The sequence below is a fragment of the Xanthomonas sontii genome (genome assembly GCF_040529055.1).
Classification (GTDB): domain Bacteria; phylum Pseudomonadota; class Gammaproteobacteria; order Xanthomonadales; family Xanthomonadaceae; genus Xanthomonas_A; species Xanthomonas_A sontii.
In genome coordinates, this window is sequence record NZ_CP132342.1 from 677,967 (window position 1) to 695,555 (window position 17,589).

The 17,589-nt window shown below is 69.3% G+C and carries 13 protein-coding genes; 5 read left to right on the forward strand and 8 right to left on the reverse strand.

The features are described from left to right. Positions 1-71: 71 nt before the first annotated feature. The 3 genes from RAB70_RS02890 to RAB70_RS02900 all read right to left on the reverse strand — a co-directional run bounded on the left by RAB70_RS02890 (position 72) and on the right by RAB70_RS02900 (position 7,315). The gene (locus RAB70_RS02890; protein WP_148828878.1) at positions 72-3,101 is read right to left on the reverse strand and encodes a TonB-dependent receptor domain-containing protein; all 3,030 of its coding nucleotides are present in this window, start codon (positions 3,099-3,101) and stop codon (positions 72-74) included. Positions 3,102-3,191: 90 nt separating this feature from the next. Next, positions 3,192-4,238, reverse strand: a complete 1,047-nt coding sequence (locus RAB70_RS02895) for a LacI family DNA-binding transcriptional regulator (RefSeq protein ID WP_148828882.1) — start codon at positions 4,236-4,238, stop codon at positions 3,192-3,194. An 11-nt stretch (positions 4,239-4,249) separates the two neighbouring features. Continuing rightward, complete coding sequence (locus tag RAB70_RS02900) at positions 4,250-7,315, reverse strand: discoidin domain-containing protein (protein WP_148828879.1); 3,066 nt, start codon at positions 7,313-7,315, stop codon at positions 4,250-4,252. 378 nt (positions 7,316-7,693) lie between these two features. Here RAB70_RS02900 and RAB70_RS02905 point away from each other — a divergent pair, with 378 nt between their 5' ends. The 3 genes from RAB70_RS02905 (at position 7,694) to RAB70_RS02915 (ending at position 12,362) form a co-directional block, all read left to right on the forward strand. Further along, entirely contained in the window at positions 7,694-8,632 is a 939-nt protein-coding gene (locus RAB70_RS02905; RefSeq protein WP_265530997.1) for a hypothetical protein, read from the forward strand. After that, a complete protein-coding gene (gene plsB, locus RAB70_RS02910) occupies positions 8,632-11,304 on the forward strand; it encodes a glycerol-3-phosphate 1-O-acyltransferase PlsB (protein WP_309252732.1) in 2,673 nt (890 codons plus the stop codon). The genes RAB70_RS02905 and plsB overlap by 1 nt, the downstream gene beginning before the upstream one ends. Before the next feature lie 215 nt (positions 11,305-11,519). Beyond that, positions 11,520-12,362, forward strand: coding sequence for a DUF2884 family protein (locus RAB70_RS02915; protein WP_148828622.1), 843 nt, complete (start codon positions 11,520-11,522; stop codon positions 12,360-12,362). A gap of 94 nt (positions 12,363-12,456) precedes the next feature. Here RAB70_RS02915 and RAB70_RS02920 read toward each other — a convergent pair whose 3' ends face one another. Both RAB70_RS02920 and RAB70_RS02925 read right to left on the reverse strand, forming a co-directional pair. Continuing rightward, positions 12,457-13,035 (reverse strand): DUF488 family protein, encoded by a 579-nt coding sequence (locus RAB70_RS02920; protein WP_148828618.1) that lies wholly within the window; start codon positions 13,033-13,035, stop codon positions 12,457-12,459. After that, complete coding sequence (locus RAB70_RS02925) at positions 13,032-13,235, reverse strand: YdcH family protein (protein WP_017908896.1); 204 nt, start codon at positions 13,233-13,235, stop codon at positions 13,032-13,034. The genes RAB70_RS02920 and RAB70_RS02925 overlap by 4 nt, the downstream gene beginning before the upstream one ends. 165 nt (positions 13,236-13,400) lie before the next feature. Between RAB70_RS02925 and bamE the strand changes: the two genes are divergently transcribed. Further along, a complete protein-coding gene (bamE, locus tag RAB70_RS02930) occupies positions 13,401-13,979 on the forward strand; it encodes an outer membrane protein assembly factor BamE (protein ID WP_148828617.1) in 579 nt (192 codons plus the stop codon). A 144-nt stretch (positions 13,980-14,123) separates the two neighbouring features. Here bamE and RAB70_RS02935 read toward each other — a convergent pair whose 3' ends face one another. From RAB70_RS02935 to RAB70_RS02945, 3 genes are all read right to left on the reverse strand, one after another. Continuing rightward, positions 14,124-15,497, reverse strand: coding sequence for an XVIPCD domain-containing protein (locus tag RAB70_RS02935; protein WP_148828616.1), 1,374 nt, complete (start codon positions 15,495-15,497; stop codon positions 14,124-14,126). 11 nt (positions 15,498-15,508) lie between these two features. Beyond that, the gene (locus RAB70_RS02940) at positions 15,509-16,144 is read right to left on the reverse strand and encodes a hypothetical protein (RefSeq protein WP_148828621.1); all 636 of its coding nucleotides are present in this window, start codon (positions 16,142-16,144) and stop codon (positions 15,509-15,511) included. A 122-nt stretch (positions 16,145-16,266) separates the two neighbouring features. Further along, positions 16,267-16,830, reverse strand: coding sequence for a DUF6891 domain-containing protein (locus RAB70_RS02945; RefSeq protein ID WP_148828615.1), 564 nt, complete (start codon positions 16,828-16,830; stop codon positions 16,267-16,269). 236 nt (positions 16,831-17,066) lie between these two features. Between RAB70_RS02945 and RAB70_RS02950 the strand changes: the two genes are divergently transcribed. Further along, complete coding sequence (locus tag RAB70_RS02950) at positions 17,067-17,528, forward strand: DUF4262 domain-containing protein (RefSeq protein ID WP_265531002.1); 462 nt, start codon at positions 17,067-17,069, stop codon at positions 17,526-17,528. Positions 17,529-17,589 lie beyond the last annotated feature (61 nt).

Here is a 17,589-nt window from a genome sequence, read left to right on the forward strand (position 1 = left end):
GGGGCCACGCGGCCCCGTCCGTTGAAACCCCACGCGCGCCGGTCGGGCACGCGCGTGGGCCATGCGGTGGATCAGAACTTGGCGCCGATCTCGAAGGTCACCGTCCGCGGCACGTACATGATGTCGCCGGTCTTGTTGATGGTGATGTTCGGATCGAAACGGCCATCGGAGCCGAAATCGTTGTACGAGTACGACGCGTAGTTCTTGAAGTTGAAGGCGTTGAGCAGGTTCACGCGCGCGGTCAACTTGAAGTCGTTGTACACGGTGAAGTCCTTGGTCGCCTGGAAATCGACCGTGCGGTAGCCCCAGATCTTGCCGCCGACCAGGAACTTGCCGCTGCCCGGCGGCACCGCCGCCACCTGCTGGCAGGTCGCGCCGTCCGCATCGGTGTGGCCGTAGCAGGCGATGGTGTTGATCGGCTCCGGCGTCGCCAGCACCACCTTGGCACCGAAGGTCAGGCCCCACGGGCCGTCGATCGAGCCGGAGGCGACGAAGCGGTGCGCCGACACGGCATCGGACTTCACGAACGGATAGTCGTGGATGGTCGCCTTGTCGAACGCGTACGGCTCGTCGATGTTGCGGTTCTGACGCGCGCTGGTGTGGGTGTACGACAGGGTCAGACCCCAGCCCGATTCCTTGGTGTACGGCTTGTCGGCCGACAGCAGCACCTGGCTGCTGCGCTGCTCCAGGCCATTCATGCCCAGGATCGTGTTCTGGTAGCCCGGCACCGGCTGGCCCCACGGGGCGCTGCCGTTCTGGAAGTAGGAACCATCCGGGTAGCGGTTGATCAGCGACATCGCGAAGCCGTCGTAGCTGAGCACGCGCTGGAAGGTCACGTCGGTCTGCCAGTCGCCGACCTGGTTGGTGATGCCGATGCTGTACTGGTCGCTGTACGGCGTCTTCAGGTGATTGTTGAACATGAACAGTTCGGCGCTGCCACTGACGCCGGGGATGGTGTTCAACTGGTCCACGCCATTGAGGTAGCGCGGATCCCACGCGGTGCAGACGCGGTCGCCACGGTAGCACTGGCCGGTAGCCGGGTTCTGGAAGTACACCGCGACCGGCGACAGCGCGGCCTTGCTGGTTTCCAGCGCCAGCTGTTCGAACAGGTTGCGATCGTAGGAGCGGCCGGCACCGCCGTGCAGCACCGAGCTCTCGTCGCCGAAGAAGTCGTAGGAGAAGCCCAGGCGCGGTGCCCAGCCATCCTTGAAGTTCTTGCGGTTGCGACCGGTGCTGATGTAGTCGGCGACATTGATGCCGCTGGGCAGCAGGCGGTTGGCCCAGGGCTGGCCCGGGTTGGCCGGATCATTGGAGTACAGCGCGTTGACGAAGGCCTGCGAGGTGACGAAGTCGGTGTAGGCCGGGCTGTCCTCGTAGTCCCAACGCACGCCGACGTTGATCATCAGCTTGTCGGTCGCCGCCCAGTCGTCCTGGATGTAGATGCCGTACTGCTTGGACGGCGACTCCACCGTGGCCTTCTGGCCGGGGGTGTTGTACGGCGCGACGTAGTCCACGCGATACGGCGTGGCGGCGACGCCGTTGTTGTTGACCGCATAGCTGAACTGCGGGTTGAGCGCAGCGGCATCCTGCGAGGTCAGCTTGATGTCCTTGTAGCTGACGCCCATCTTGATGGTGTGCTCGCCATGCCACTGGAAACTGGTGAAGGTCAGGTCGTTCTGCAGGAACCAGCCCTTCTGGCTCTTGCGCTGCACGTTCAGGCCGCCGGCGGAGCCGGTTTCCAGGAAGGTGTATTCGTCCACATCGGTGGAGCCGGCGCGGGGCGCCAGATACTTGTAGACGATGCCGTTGCCGATGCTCTTCGGATTCGGGTTGTTCTCCGAGTCCTCGGTACCGACGATCAGCTCGTTGAACCAGTTGTCGGCGCTGTGTTGCCAACGGATGTTGGCGCGCTTGTCCTTGTTGATCTTGTTGGTGCCGTGTTCCGGCGTGCTGGTGCCGCCGACGTTGCCGGTCTGGGTCTCGTCGCGGTACTGGCCGCTCAGCTCGATGCGATCGCGATCGGTCGGTTCGAAATCGATCTTGCCGAAGTACAGGTCCTCAGTGAACGGCATGTTGGCCGCACCGAACTGGCTGGACAGGTTGGACGGCAGCAGGCCCACGTACGGCTGCGCCGTGTTGTCCGCCTGCACGCTCTTCGGCACCACGTTCTCCTTGCCTTCGTAGGCGACGAAGAAGTGCATGCGGTCCTGGATGATCGGGCCGCCCAGGGCGAAGCCGTATTCCTTGGTCTGCGAATCGATCTTGCCGTTCGCTTCGTCGGGACGCTTGTCGCGCAGATCCTGGTCGGTGTAACGGTAGAAGGCTTCGCCGTGGAACTCGTTGGTGCCGGACTTGGTGGCCGCGGTGATCGCCGCGCCGCTGATCTGGCCGTACTCCGCCTTGTAGTTGGAGGTGATGACCTTGTACTCGCCGATCGCCAGCTGCGGGAACGGGTTGCCCTGGGTGTCGCTCTGGCCGGCGATGCCGCCGCCCTTGACGTAGCTCTTCTGGCCGACGCCGTCGATGTACAGGTTGCCGGCGCTGGCATTGGACGCACCGCCGCGCAGCTTGGTGTTTCCGTTGCCGTCGATCTGGAACACCATGCCCGGCACGGTGTCGGCGAACTCCAGGAAGTTGCGGGTGGCCTGCGGCAGCTGCTGGATCTGGTGCAGCGACACCACGTTGCCCACTTCCGAGGTCTTGACGTCCTTCAGCAGCGGCGCGCTGACGGTGACGGTGTCCAGGGTGGTCGCGTTGCCGCCAGCGGCGGTGGTACCGGCGTCGAGATCGACGGTGGACGAGGACGCGACCTGCAGAGTCACCGTCTTGGTCACGCCGTTGGCCTCGACCTTGTAGGTGCCCGGCGGCAGGCCGACCACGGTGTAGTTGCCGTTGGCGGCGATGGGCGCGCGGCGCACCGAACCGGTGGCAATGTTGGTGACGGTGACCTCGGTGCCGGCCTGGGCGGCGGCGACCTGGCCGCGCAGGGTCGCGGTGCTGGACTGGGCCATCGCCGGCATCGTGGCGAACAGGCAGGTGGCCAGCGCGCAGCACAGCAGGCTGCGTGCGGGCAGGTTGGAGGCGGAACGCGATTTCTTCATGACTAAAGCCCTCCCAGGGCGGTCAACGGGATCATTGTTGTGTTCTTCTAGGTGGTGCAAAAAACGACATCGGTGCTGCATGCGTCGGTGTCAGTCCATGGCGGTCCCTCGCTGGGCACTGGAAGCACGAACGATGAGTTGCGGAGCGATCGCATTGGCCGCTGCCGCCGACGCCGCCGGAGCGGCATGCGGCTCCAGCGCACCGAGCAGCAGTTGCATGGCGCGGGCGCCGAAGCCGGCGATGTCCACGCGCATGGTCGTCAAGGCCGGATGCACGTAGCGTGCCATCGGCACGTCGTCGAAGCCGGCCAGGGCGATGTCCTCGGGCACGCGCAGCCCGGCATGGGTGAAGGCGAACAGGCAGCCCAGCGCCATCATGTCGTTGGCGGCGAACACCACGTCCGGGCGCTGGCCCTGCAGCAGGGCTTCGCCGGCGCGGTAGCCGGAGGCCTCGTCGAAGGCGCCGGGCAGCACCAGCGGTGCCACCTGCGGGCAGCGCGCGCGCAATTCGTCGCGGTAGCCGCGCAGGCGTTCGCGCGCATCGAAGTTGTCGTCCGGCCCGGCGATGAAGGCGATGCGGCGATGGCCCGCGTCCAGCAGGTGGCGGGTCATGGCGCGCGCGCCGCCGTAGTTGTCGACGTTGAGCACCTGCGCCTCGCCGATGCGCTCGGCGCAGTTCATCAGCACCGCCGGCAGCGCGCCGGGCAGCATGTCGGCCGGGTCCTCGGCATCGCTGGCCAGGGACGGCGACATGATCAGCAGTCCGTCGACGCGCCCGGGCATGCGCCGCACCGCCAGCCGCTGCTGCTCCGGCTCGCCGTGGTAGCTGGACACCAGCAGGTGCAGGCCGCGCTCGCGCGCCACCGTGTCGATGCCGCGGATCAGTTCGGAGAAGAACTCGCCGTGCAGGTCCGGCAGCACCACGCCGATGGTGTGGGTGCGGCGGCTGCTCAGGCTGCGCGCGGCGTGGTGCGGCACGTAGTGCAGGGTGCGCGCGGCTTCCAGCACGCGCGCGCGCACCGACTCGGCCACGTGCTGATGGCCGTTCATGGTGCGCGACACGGTGGCCACCGAGACGTTGGCCAGGCGCGCCACGTCCTTGATGGTGATGTTGGCGCGCGCATCCGGCGCCGGCACGGGGGGCGGACTCACCAGCGTGCCTCCAGGGTCCGGAACGGCTTGGACAGGGTCACGCCGCCGGCGTCGTAGTGGTCGATCCGGCGGCCGTCCACGCGCACCTGGGTCGGCCGCGTGCGCGTCGGCCAGACCACGCGCACGGCGGTGCCGGCGCGCAGGCCGCTGTCGAGTTCGACGCGCAGCCGCCCGTCGCGCTGGCGCGCACGCAGGCCGAGCGTGCCGTAGGCGGTGGGCAGGCGCTGCACGGCCAGGCCATCGTCGGCGAGCCAGGCTGGCGGCACGCCGGGCAGCAGCACCAGCGCATCGTCGCCCTCGTGCATGAGCATGCCGAACAGGGCGCGCGCGTACTCGGCGCCGATCCAGGTATGCGGCATGTCGCCCAGGTAGCGCGGGAAGCGCAGCCGCGACTGCACCACCTCGGCCAGCACCTGCCATTCGAACGGGCGGCGGTCGCGCAGCAGGTCCTGCAGCAGTTCGTCGGCCACCTGCGGCTGGTCTAGATGCACGTAGGTCAGCACGTTGCGCATCTCGTACGGGGTGTAGGCCCACAGCGCATTGGGTTGCTTGCGCTGGCGCACGTCTTCCAGATAGCGCGCGAAGGTGGTGCGCAGCGCCGCCTCCGGCAGCAGGTCCTGCTGGCCGGTGGGATCCAGCGCGATCGAGACGCTGGTCGGATCGCCGTCGCCGAGGTCGGCCGCAGCGGGAATGTAGTCCGCGCCCTTCCACGCCATGGTGGCGCGGATGGAAGCGGCCAGCGAGCTGCGCAGCGCCGCGTACTGTTCGCGCGCCCAGGCGGCGGTGGCGGCATCGCCCAGCGAGTCGGCCAGCCAGGCGCCGTCGTGCCAGCCCTTCAGCGCCCAGTAGTCGTCCCAGTAGCTGTGGGTGGGGCTGGAATAGCCTTCGTGGCTGATCGACGGGGCGAGGATGCCGCGGAAGCGTTCCGGCGCCGGCTGCTCGGCCATGTAGCCGGGCACCAGGGTGCGCTCGCGCAGTTCCTGCAGGAACTGCATCGCCTGCTTCACCTTCGGCAGGTAGGCGCGCACGCTTTCCGGGCCGCCGTCCAGCCGCGCGACGTCGGCGACCAGGGTGATGTACTCGCCCTGGCTGTCGTACTCCAGGTACGAGCCGAAGCCATCGTTGACGCTGCCGTCGTCGTTGAGGATCGGCGAGACCAGCCCGTTCGGGTGCACCGCGTGGTCGCTGTACCACTGCAGGTAGTCGCGCGCGACCTGCGCCTGGCCCATGCGCAGCAGGATCGCCGAGGTGGCCATGCCGTCGCGGATGAAGGAGCGGTTGTAGTTGCGCGGCCCCGGCTGCATCGCCGGGCCGGTCTGGTTGATCAGCATGTACGCGGCCTGCGCGCGCAGCATGTCCACCAGGCTGGCGTCGGGCAGGCGCAGGCCGACGTTGCCCAGGCGCTGCTGCCAGTCCGCGGAGACCTGCTCGGCCAGCGCGTCGAAGCTGCGGCCCGCGTCGCCGCGGCCGGCGGCGAGCAGCGCGTCGCGGTCCAGCGGCGGCGCCGGCGGCAGGCGACCCTGGGCGTCGGCGCTGGCGGTGCCCAGCGGAAACGCCAGCACCACGTCCTGTTGCTCACCCGGCGCCAGGCGCACCGTGTAGTTCAGCATCGCCGCGGCCAGGCCGTCGGCGTCGCGGGCCTGGCGCTGCGCCGGCAGCGTGCCGGCGGCGACGTGGCGGGTGATCTCGGTGGCGCCGTTCGCGCCGAACGCCTCGGCGCCGCCACCGCTGGGCGCGCTCAGCGAGGTCAGCAGCGCGCGGCCGTTGACCTGCACGACGTTGCCGTCGACGGCGACGTCGTGGATCGGCGACAGGCCGCCGTTCTGCCACGGCGGATTCATCTGCATCGGCCGCACCAGCAGCGACAGGGTGCCGCTGACCGGGGTGGTGCCGGTGTTGCGCAGGCGATGGCGCAGCAGCGTCACCGGCTGGCCGTCGCGTTCGATCGCGAAGGTCTCGCTGCGCAGTTCCAGCCCCGGCTGCGGCGACCAGCGCACCGACGGCATCGGCTTCCAACCGTCGCGCAAGGCGTGGGTCAGCGCATGGCCGTCGGCGCCGGCGGCGGTACCGGAGGCGTCGCGCCACAGCGGCTGCACCAGCGGCGCACCCTTCCATGCCTCCAGGTTGCCGTACTCGTCGAAGATCGATTTCTGCCGGCCGGCGTGGATGCCGACCGCGGTCCAGTAGGTCTGCTGCATGTGCAGCGAGGCCGGGAACAACGCGCGGGTGGCGCCGCGCTGCGCGGCGACCTGGTAGCGCTTCATCGGCGTCATCACCGCCTTCGGCCCCAGCAGGCGCAGGCGCGCCAGGGTCGGCGCGACGCCCCCGGGCGCGGCGTCGACGCGCAGGCGCAGCGCGCGCACCGGCAGCGGCGCGGTGCCGGCCAGGTAGGCGCTCTCGCTGTCGCCGGCCTGCGGATCGTCGGCCAGCGTGCGCCAGCGGCCCGCGGCGTCCTGCGCCTGCAGCTGCGCCGCGCCATGCGCACCGGCGAACTCGACGATCAGGCCGGCGCTGTCGAACGCGCGCGGGAAGGCGATATCCAGTTGCCGCGCCTGCACGCCGGTGCCTGGCATCGCCACCGCGGCACCGCCCTGCCACAGCGCCGCGGCGTCGGCCGCGGACACGCCACGCAATTGCGCGGCGCCGGCACCCAGCGGCTCCATTTCGTAGATCGACACGCCCCAGTCGGCGCTGCGCGCGGGCGCAGCCAGGCGCAGGTAGCGGGCCAGATGCGGCGCGAAGAACACGGTCTCGGTGCCGCCCAGCGAGTCGGCCATCGTGTACACCGTGTCCCAGCGCTGGCCATCGCGCGAGGTCTGCAGCAGGAAGCCTTCCGGATTGGAGGTGTCCCATTGCAGGCGCACGCCGCCGACCTGCGCGGCGCGGCCCAGGTCGATCTGGAACCAGTGGCCGGGACTGAAGGCGCCGGCGGTGCGGGTGCTGGCGTCGCCGTCGATCAGATAGCCGATCGCCTGCGCCTTGACCTGCTTGGAGGAACTGGACGCCTGCCATTGCGCACGCGGCGGCAGGCGGCCGTCCTGCGCCTGCACCGGGGCCGTCATCGCAAGTCCGTACAGGACTGCGGACAACACCCAGGCGCAGCGGCGCGCGCCACCGTGACCGAGCACTCGGATGATCTCTGACGAATATCGCACTGGGTCCCCCGGCCAGCACCGCCTCAATCGAGGTGGGCGGACGTTAGCAGCAACTGCAAGCGGTTACATGATGCGTTGCAACATCCGCAATCCACTGGCACATCTGGCCATCTGCCGACATGCCTGTCCCGACACCCCAACACCGGGTCATGAAATGTCCCGCCGCGACAAGCCCAGCCCCCTGGCTGCCTGCCGGTCGTCCCCGCACCGCCGCCCCGCCCGGCTTGCCGGAATCGCCCGCGCCCAGCAAGATGCGGGACGTTTTGGGGAACGAGCCCGCATCGTATGTCGTCCTGCCCGACCCGGGTCATCTCCTCGCGCGCGCTGTGCGTCCTGCTGTTGGCGATGCTCGCCCTGGCCGTGGGCGGATGCAAGCGCGCGCCCGCCGAACTGCCCGGCGCCAGCGCCGAGCCGGCCGCCGCGGTGCGCACGCTGGCGCACGCGCTGCAACGCAACGACCTGCTCGGTTACGCCCGCGCCGCGGTGCCGCCGGCCCAGTACCAGCGCCTGCAACAGGCCTGGAGCGAGGACCGCAGCCGCTGGCCGCTGACCGAGCTGCCGCTGGCCGAACGCCTGCCCGAGGTGCTCGACACCCTCGCCGCGCCGGACGCCGAGCGCCAGCTGCAACGCGCCTTCGACGCGCAGTTCGGCGGCCAGGCGGCGAGCCTGAAGCAGGCGGCACACTCGCTGGGCCTGTTCGGCGTGCAGTTCCTGCGCAACCAGGGCCACTACACGCCCGAACAGCGCGGCCACTACGTGCAACTGGTGCAGGCGCTGAGCGGCTGGGCCGCGCGCGCGCCGTTGTCCGAGCGCAAACGCGCCCAGGCGGCGATCGCGCGGCTGTGCGCGGGCGCGCGCCGCACCGGCGTGCGCAACGATGCCGACCTGCGCACCCTGGGCATGGACGAGAGCCTGCGCCGGCTGGGCCCGTTCCTGGCCGACCTCAAGGCGGTGCTGGCCGACTACGGCCTGGACCTGGATGCCAGCGCCGGCGCGCTGCGCACCGGCCTGGTCAACCAGCAGGGCGACCAGGCGGTGGTGCGCATCCAGTACCCGCTGGACGGCGAACAGATCGACACCACGGCGGTGCTGGTGCGCCGCGACGGGCACTGGTACCTGCGCGACACCCTCAGCGAGGTGGATGCGCTGCTGGCGGCCAGCGCCGGCACCGCCGCCGCGGCCGCGGCACCCGCCGCCGACCCCGTCCCGCCGGCTAAGCGATAATGGCCCAGATGCCAGAACAGAATCCCCTCCCGTTCCCCGACGACGCCGCGGCCGCACGCGCGGCCGACGCGGCACGTGCGCCCGCCGACGCCTCCCCGGCCGCCCCCGGCGCGTCCCCCTCCTCGACCGCCGCCCCCTCCACCCTGCCGGTGGCCGCACCCGCCGCGCGCCAGGCCAAGGGGCCGCTGTGGGCGCGCCTGCTCGGCCGCCTGGCCGATCCCTGGCTGGGCCTGAAGATCGAACCGGCCGAGCCGGGCCAGTACAACGACGGCCGCCCGGTGGTGTACGTGCTGGAGGACTACGGCCTGTCCAACGCGCTGATCCTGGACAAGGCCTGCCGCGAATCCGGCCTGCCGTCGCCGCTGGTGCCGCTGCCCGGCGACCCGCTGGGCCGCAAGCGCGCCTACCTGGCGCTGTCCCGGCGCAGCAGCAACCACGCGCTGCTGCCGGAGCAGCGCGGCGCCAAGACCCACTCCGATTCGCTGGCCAAGCTGCTGCAGGCGCACCGCGAGCGCCCGGACCTGGACATCCACCTGGTGCCGGTGTCGATCTTCGTCGGCCGCGCCCCGGACAAGCAGAGCGGCTGGTTCGCCGTGCTGTTCTCGGAAAACTGGGCACTGGTGGGCAGCTTTCGGCGCCTGCTCGGCGTGCTGCTCAACGGCCGCAGCACCATCGTGCGCTTCGCCCCGCCGGTGTCGATGCGGCAGACGGTGGAGGAAGGGCTGCCGCCCGAGCGCACCGTGCGCAAGCTGCAGCGCGTGCTGCGCACCCACTTCCGGCGCATCCGCGAGGCGGTGATCGGCCCCGACCTGTCGACCCGGCGCCTGCTGGTGGACCAGGTGCTGGCCGCCGAGCCGGTGCGCGAGGCGATCGCCGCGCAGGCCAAGCGCGACAACAGCAAACCGGTGGACGCCTGGCGCAAGGCGCACGCCTACGCCTGGGAAATCGCCGCCGACTATTCCAGCCCGGTGGTGCGCTCGGCCAGCTTCCTGCTGACCCACGTCTGGAACCGCATCTACGCCGGCGTGCTGGTCCACCACCTGGACAAGCTCAAGGACGCCGCGCCCGGGCACGAAGTGATCTACGTGCCCAGCCACCGCAGCCACATGGACTACCTGCTGCTGTCCTACCTGCTGTACGAACGCGGCATCGTGCCGCCGCACATCGTGGCCGGCATCAACCTCAACCTGCCGGTGGTCGGCACCCTGCTGCGCAAGGGCGGCGCGTTCTTCATCCGCCGCTCGATCAAGGGCAACGCGCTGTACTCGGCGGTGCTCAGCGAGTACGTGGCGCAACTGGTCGCCGGCGGCTACTCGATCGAGTACTTCGTCGAAGGCGGGCGCTCGCGCACCGGCCGCCTGCTGCAGCCCAAGGGCGGCATGATCGCGATGACCCTGCGCGCGTTCCTGCGCCAGCCGCGCAAGCCGGTGCTGTTCCAGCCGATCTACGTCGGCTACGAGAAGCTGATGGAAGGCAACAGCTACCTCGACGAACTCAGCGGCCGGCCCAAGGAGAAGGAATCGATCTGGGCGCTGCTGTGGGGCATCCCCAAGGTGCTCAAGCAGAACTACGGCCAGGTGGTGGTGAACTTCGGCGAGCCGATTCCGTTGAGCCAGGTGCTGGCGCAGCGCGCGCCGGAATGGGACGGCCAGCCGCTGGGCGAGGACGAGAAACCGGCCTGGTTGAACGGCACCGTCGATGCGCTGGCGCAGCAGATCCAGGTGCACATCAACGCCGCCGCCGACGTCAATCCGGTCAACCTGCTGGCGCTGGCGCTGCTGTCCACGCCCAAGCACGCCATGGGCGAGGCCGACCTGATCGCGCAGATCGAACTGTGCAAGAAGCTGCTGGCGGAACTGCCGTACTCGGACCGGGTCACGGTGACCCCGCATTCGCCCGAGCGCATCATCGCCCACGCCGAAGAGATCAACGTGCTCACCCGCACGCCGCATCCGCTCGGCGACGTGCTCAGCGTCAACGGCGACAACGCGGTGCTGCTGAGCTACTTCCGCAACAACGTGCTGCACCTGTTCACCGCCTCCTCGTGGGTGGCGTGCTGTTTCCAGAACAACCGCCGCATGAGCCGCGCCGGCCTGCTGCGGCTGGGCCGCACCGTGTACCCGTTCCTGCAGGCGGAGCTGTTCCTGCCGTGGAGCGAGGACCAGTTCGCCGAGCGCATCGAACGCACCATCGAGGTGTTCGTGCGCGAAGGCCTGCTGCTGCAGCTCGCCGAGGACGACGGCAGCGTGCTGGCGCGCAACACCGGCCAGACCGACGAGGTGTTCCGCCTGCGGGCCATCGGCCACTCGCTGCAACAGGCGTTCGAGCGCTATTACATCGCCATCTCGGTCCTGGTGAAGAACGGCCCGGGCAAGCTCGGCGCCGGCGAACTGGAGAGCCTGTGCCAGCAGGCCGCGCAACGCCTGAGCCTGCTGTACGCACCGGCGGCGCCGGAGTTCTTCGACAAGACCCTGTTCCGCGGCTTCATCCAGAAGCTGCGCGAACTGAAGCTGGTGTGGCCCGACGAGAACAGCAAGCTGGTGTTCGACGAACGGCTGGATGCGTGGGCGAAGGACGCCAAGTTCATCCTCGGCCGTGAGCTGCGCCACACCATCGAGCGGGTCAGTCCGGAAGCGGCGAAGGTGGAGGAGCCGCCGGTTCCGCAGGATTGAGGCGGCAGTCGCAGCACTTGCCGTCGTGATGCGGTGAGATCCTGGCGCGTGGCGACGCGCCAAACAGAAGGACGCCCTGGTATCACTGCGGCGCGGCGGTTGACGTCGCGGCACAGTGACTTCCGACACGCGACCGTGGGCCTGTGCGGCCCGAGCATGCTCCAAACTCCCTGCTGCGGGTTCCGGCGATGCGCACAGCTCCTCTTTTCGCTCTGTTGCTGCTTGCCGCCTCCAGCGGGCCCGCGTGGGCCGACCAGGGCGACGACGCTGGCAAGCACGACCACCGGCCGCAGGTGTCCTCGCGCCAGTGCGGCCTGAGCACGCCGTTCAACGTGCTCGCCGACACTGGCGGCATCTGGCTGACCCGCAGCGATGGCGACGGGCCGCGCGAGATCTTCTTCCATGCGGGCGAATTGAGCGTGGATCGCCAGGTGCAGCAGATCGGCGACGCCGATGCGCAGCGGCTGCTGGAGATGGAACGCGAAACCCGCGCGCTGATGCCGCAGGTGGCCGACCTTTCGCACGAGGTGGTCGATCTCAGCTACGACGTGCTGGGTTCTGTTGTGGAGATGCTGACCGGCAGTGCCGGCAACGCGCGCAAGATCGAGCGGCTACGCACGCACGCCAACGCCTACGTCGACGGCACCCTCGGCAAGGGGCGCTGGGACCAGGAGGCGTTCGACGACCGGTTCGAGGACTATGTCGAGACGCAGGCGGAAAGCTTCGTGGGCAGCATCACCCGTCATGTGCTCTGGCAGGTCATGACGGGCCGTGGGGAGGCCATCGGCGAACGCGCCGACCGCATGGACGCCGCCCTCGAGGCGCGGCTGGATGCGCGCAGCAAGGGCATCGAGCGCAAGGCCGAGGCGCTGTGCACACGGGTGGCGCGGCTGGACCAGCTGCAGCAGGCGCTGGAGTACCGCTATCGCGGCCAGCCTCTGCGCCTGCTTGCCGCCAACCAGGACGGAGCGAGCGAACAGGGCACCACCACGCTCGTCAGCACCGACGATACGCCGCGCAGCAATGCGATCGCGGTGCCGTCGGTTCCGCAGGACTGAGTCTGACGCCGCTGCGCGTGGCGCGACCCGCAGTGGAATCCCGGCGCGTGGCGACGCGGCGGACACCCTGACGCGGCGACCATGGAAGCACCGCTCAGGCGTCGAACAGATCTCCGGTGCGCGGCCCCGCAGCCGCCGCATCGGGCGGATAGACCAACTGCCCCTGCGCGTCGCTGCGCGCAGCCGGGTTGAGCGTGGCCGGCTCCTGGCGGGCGACGTCGATCAGGTGCACCACCGGGTGGCCGTGATGCAGCAGATGGTCGCAGATGATCTGGCGGTGGCACTGGCGCCAGTAGGCCTCGGCGCACATCACCGCGCAGGCGCCGTCGTCGCCGAAGGCCTGCAACTCGGTCAGCGCCTCGGCGAATTCGCTGCCCAACGCATAGTCGGCGTAGTTGTGGAAGCTGACGCTGCGCCAGTGACCGTTGCGCCGCGGATCGACCCCCGGCTGCCTGCCGCGGCGCCCGCCCAGGGCGCGGAAGTGCCGGTAGGCGATGCCTGCCGCGGCCAGCGCCGGTGCCAGCGCGCTGCCGTCGAACTGCGGGAACCGCCGCGAATACGGAAAAGCGCGCACGTCGGCGAGCCGGGTGACGCCGGCGCCCTGCAGGATCTGCAGGAAGGTCTCCAGGCTGCGCGTGGAATGGCCGACGCTGAAGAAGGTCGCCGCGCTCACGCCGGTTCGTCGGGGATCAGCAGATGCTCCAGGCGCAGGATGCAGTCCTTCAGTTGCAGCTTGCGCTTCTTCAGCCGCTTGGCTTCCAGCTCGTCGTCCAGATTGGCCGGGATGCGCTGCAACTGTTCGTCGAGCGCGCGGTGCTCCCGACGCAGGGCGTCGATGCGCAGGGAGATCTCGGCGGGCGTCAGGGTGTCCACGAGGTTCGAGCATACACAGGCCACCGGTCCGCCGTCACCGTGCAACGCGCCGCTATGCCGGACGCAGGACAGCCGGCACAATGCGCGCGGGCGCCGCGGCGGAGGCGGTGCCCTCCCACACTCGTGCCACCCGCGGCAGGATCGCCGCGCCGAAAGGAGTCAGCCATGCGTTCGTTCCGTTCCCCGTTTGTTCTCGCCCTCGCCCTGGCGGCGGCCCTGCCGCAGCTGGCCGCGGCGGCCGATGCCAAGTTCTCCGGCTTCCTGTGCTGCAACATGCGCAGCGACGGCAGCTGGATCAGCGACAGCAACTACGCCGAAGACGGCAAGCGGGTGATCCCGGCCGGCACGCCGGTGCAGGTGACCGGTTACGGCCGCTACCGGGTCAATGTGTTGATCGACGGCAAGAAGCAGTCGATCGGCAACGACTACAGCCGCGACCTGGGCAACGACGCCTTCGCCCAGCGCTACGTGGTCGCGCAGGATCCCACGGCGAAGCTGGCGGCCTACCCGCCGAAGATCCGCGAGGCGATCGCCGCCAACCGCGTGACCAAGGGCATGACCCGCGAGCAGGTGCTGATGGCGCTGGGCTATCCGATCACCAGCGAGAACCCGAGCCTGGACGCGCCGCTATGGCGCTACTGGCTCGACAGCTTCAACGAGTTCCAGGTGTCCTTCGACGGCGCCGGCAAGGTCGAGAAGGTCACCGCCGATCCGAAGACCCAGAACCTGGTCTGGCAGCCGTAATCCCGGCGCGACTCCACGCGCCATGGCGCCGCGCTTCCGCCTCGGCGGAGGCGGCGCGAAGCGCATGCCATGACCGCGGCCTGCCGCGACCATGGCGCGACGCAAGGGCAGCGGGCGCTGGGCGCATCCCGCCGGCCACTGTGCTCAGCGGCTCAGCACCTGCGGCGGATCGGTCCGCGTCGGGCCCTGTTGCGAAGCCTGCAGCGCCTGTTCCTGCTCCTGTGCCTGGCGCTGCGCCTGCCCCTGCCCCTGCTGCGCTCCCAGTTGCTGCAGTTGCTGGTAGGTCTCCTGCGCCGGCCGCGCGATCGCCTCGCTGGTGGGCATGTGCGCGCGGTTGGCGTAGGGATCGGGCGAAACGTCGCCGCCGTTGCGGTACACGAACGCCAGTTCGCCGCCCTGGTGCGCGGCGGTGGGCCGGTTGAAGCCCACTGCCAGCTGGTCGCGCTCGCTGAAGCCGTTCTGCCTGGCCAGCAAGGTCAGGCTGGCGGTCATGCGCTCGCTGTTGTCGTCCCAACCCTTGCCGATCGCCTGTTCGGCCTGGGCCACGCCGCTGCGGACCCGCTCGTGCAGGGCGCGATCGGCGGCACCCGGCGCGGCGGTCGGCTCGCTGGCGCGCGGCGCAGGCGGCTCGGGTGTCGGCGCCGGTGCGGAGCCATCGCGGAATCCCGCCGGCAGCGCATCGCGCGGCACCTGCGCGGCATCGATGCCGACCGCCTTCAGGTCGGCATGCACCGCCGGCGGCGTGCGCTCGGGATGCTGCGCCTGCGCCCGGTCCTCGGCATCGGCGATCTGCGCCAGCGCGCGCTCGCCATAGTTCTGCGGATAGCCGCGCGCGTCGTAGAACAGCTTGCCCATCGCCTCCACGTTGCGCGGATTGTCGGCGTCGATCTTCAGGTCCTTGCCGAAGCTCAACCCATCCTTGGCGGTGTAGGTGGCCTTGCTGCCCACGCCCTGCTTGTCGATATAGCTGGCCATCTCGCTACTGGCGTTGTACAGGTCCTTGAGCGTGGCCTTGGGATTGGTGCGGGTGACATAGTCGGCCAGCGTGTTGACCCCGGCGATCTCGTCCTTGGCCTCACGGGTGCGTTGCTCCTGCCCGTAGGCCTGGAGCGTGGCGGTGTAGTCGTGCGGCGAGGGCGAGGCGGCGATGCCGTCGACCTTGGCCGCGAACGCGGCATCGCTGCGGTCGATGGCGGCCTTGTTGATGGCATGGCCGATCTCGTGGCCCAGCACGATGCGGGCGGTGTTGGCCGAATCGTCGCGCGGCGCTTTCATCTTCGCCGTGGCCAGCACGTCCATCGGCAGCTCGATCTGCCCGGTGCGCGGGCTGTACGACCCGGTACCCGCCTCGGGGCTGGGCGCGAAGCCGGACAGCTGCTGTTGCCCGATCGCCTGCTCCACGCGCGTGCGCAGTTCCGGCGTGTTGTCCAGCATCTGCCGCAGCGCCTGGCCTTCCTTCGGATGCGCCTGCGCGAAGGTGTCGACCATGCCCTTCAGGCGTTCGTCGTCGTGTGCCATCTCCGCTCTCCTTACGCGTCGACCAGGATCTGCAGCATCTCCACGCACGCCTGCGCGTCGTGCTCGCCGGCGTCCTTGCCGACGAAGGCGTACACGGCGACCGCGCCGCGTTCGAAATGCCAGCGGCCGGCGCTGCCCTGGCGCGGCGGCGCAATCCAGCGCGGCACGAAGCCGGCAGCGACCAGTGCCTGGCGATACCCGGCCAACGATTGCGTGCACTGCGACGGCGCCGCGCCCGGCGCGGGGGTGAAACGCAGATCCAACCGCGACGGCGGCGCAGCGTCGGCATCGGCGACCGATTCCAGCGTGTAGCCGCCACCGCCGGCGAGCGTGCCGGACGCGCTGAACGCATGCCCGCCCTCGTCCTCGACCTGCAGACCGGTCTGCGCCGCGACCTGGGCGGCGACCAGGTCCTGCCTGCCGCCGATCGCGAGGATCAACCGTACTACGCCTTGTGCCAGGTGCTCTGGCGTCATCTCCGACATGGTCCGCTCCGTGTGTGCAGGGGTGATCGAGGGGGAAGAAGATTGCGCACCGGCACAGGCGGCCAGCAGCGCGGTGGCCAGCAGCATGGCCGCGCGCGGCGCCAGGCGCGTGCCGGCTACGTGCCGCGACCCGCGGCGATTGCGATACAGCATCCGCTCCATGAAACGCCTCTCCGTCAAACGCCTTCCGCGCGCGCAGCGGGGCGCGGTCAGGCATGAGCATGCGATTGTAGCCAGCGCGTCGACGTCTCGCAGCCTGCCGCTGCCCACGCCGCGCTGGAACGTCACTCCCAGTCGGCGCGACGCTGCCAGACGAAGCCGGGCAGGTCGATGCGCTTGCGCGGCGTGCCGTCCCAGTGCACGGTGAAGCCCGCCGCACGCAACGCCGCGGCGACCTGCTGGCCGACCGCCAGGTCTGCGTCCTCCCGTCCTTCAAGATCGCCGAAGGCCAGCATCAGCCCGCCGCCGTCGATCGCGCGCTCCATGTCCTGGCCGTGATAGAAGCAGTAACCGTGGTAGCGCCTGTCCGGCGTGTCGGCCACCGCCTGGTTCACTTCGATGTGGCCATCGGACATCGTGTAGCCGGCATTGGCCAGGGCGCAGATGCTTGACGCGTGCAGTTGCTCGAACAGCGCATCCAGCCGGTCGCAATCGGTCTGCGTCGGCCAGGTCTGTTCTGCCTGCTGCTTGGCCTGCCACTGGCTGGCGACCGAGGCGCGCAGCATGGCCTCGTCGCAGTCGTCTTCGAGGATGTCCTCGATCATCTCCTGGATCTCGTCCTGGGAGTAGAACCCGGACCACACCCATTTGCGGATCTCGTCGTACACGTAGGCGTCGGATTCATTCATGGTCGCTCCTGTGGTCTTCGGCGCAGCCGCGCGCACTGTAGCAGGGCCTTCCAGTCGCGTTGCTGAGGATCCGGCGCTAGCGAGTTCGCCTGGCATCTGCTACGCAAGCAGCACCCACGGCCTCCGCGACCACTATGACCCTGTTGTTCCTATCGGCTTTGGAATTAGACTGATACGCGAGATCTTTCAACACACCCGTGCCGCTCGGCGCGCTCCTCTCGAATATCAGCACCGACATGAATCGAATGGAGCAGCGGATACTCAACAACGTCGAGAAATTCGGTTGTCACATCACCTCCGTTTTCGATCCGAGTCAGATCCAGCAGCCCTTCTCCTACTCCATCGGTTTGGCAAAAACCCTCGGTATCCCAGAGGTCATTGTCGTCGGGGTTCGCTCCGACCTTGGCAGCGCCTTGATCAACCGTTACATGGAGCGAGCTCGCAACGGCGAGCTTTTCGTAGCGGGTCTCCCGTATACGGGCTTTCTCGAAGGGTTTCCGGTGCAGTTCCGCCAAGTCCTGGAGGTTCATCGCGAGACCTACATGCTGTCTGCAACCTGGTTTCATGGTGGTACCGACTATGCTGCCCTGCAGATTGTCTATCCGACACTTGGAGGAGTCTGGCCTTGGGATCCAGACGTTTCCGATGACGTTCGCCAGAGTCAGCCGCTGCTGGATGGTGCGGGGATCAGCATTTGATGAAGAGCGTCGTCGGCTGGCTGTTGCTCTTTTCCAGCAGTTGGATGCTGGGAGCCGTCCG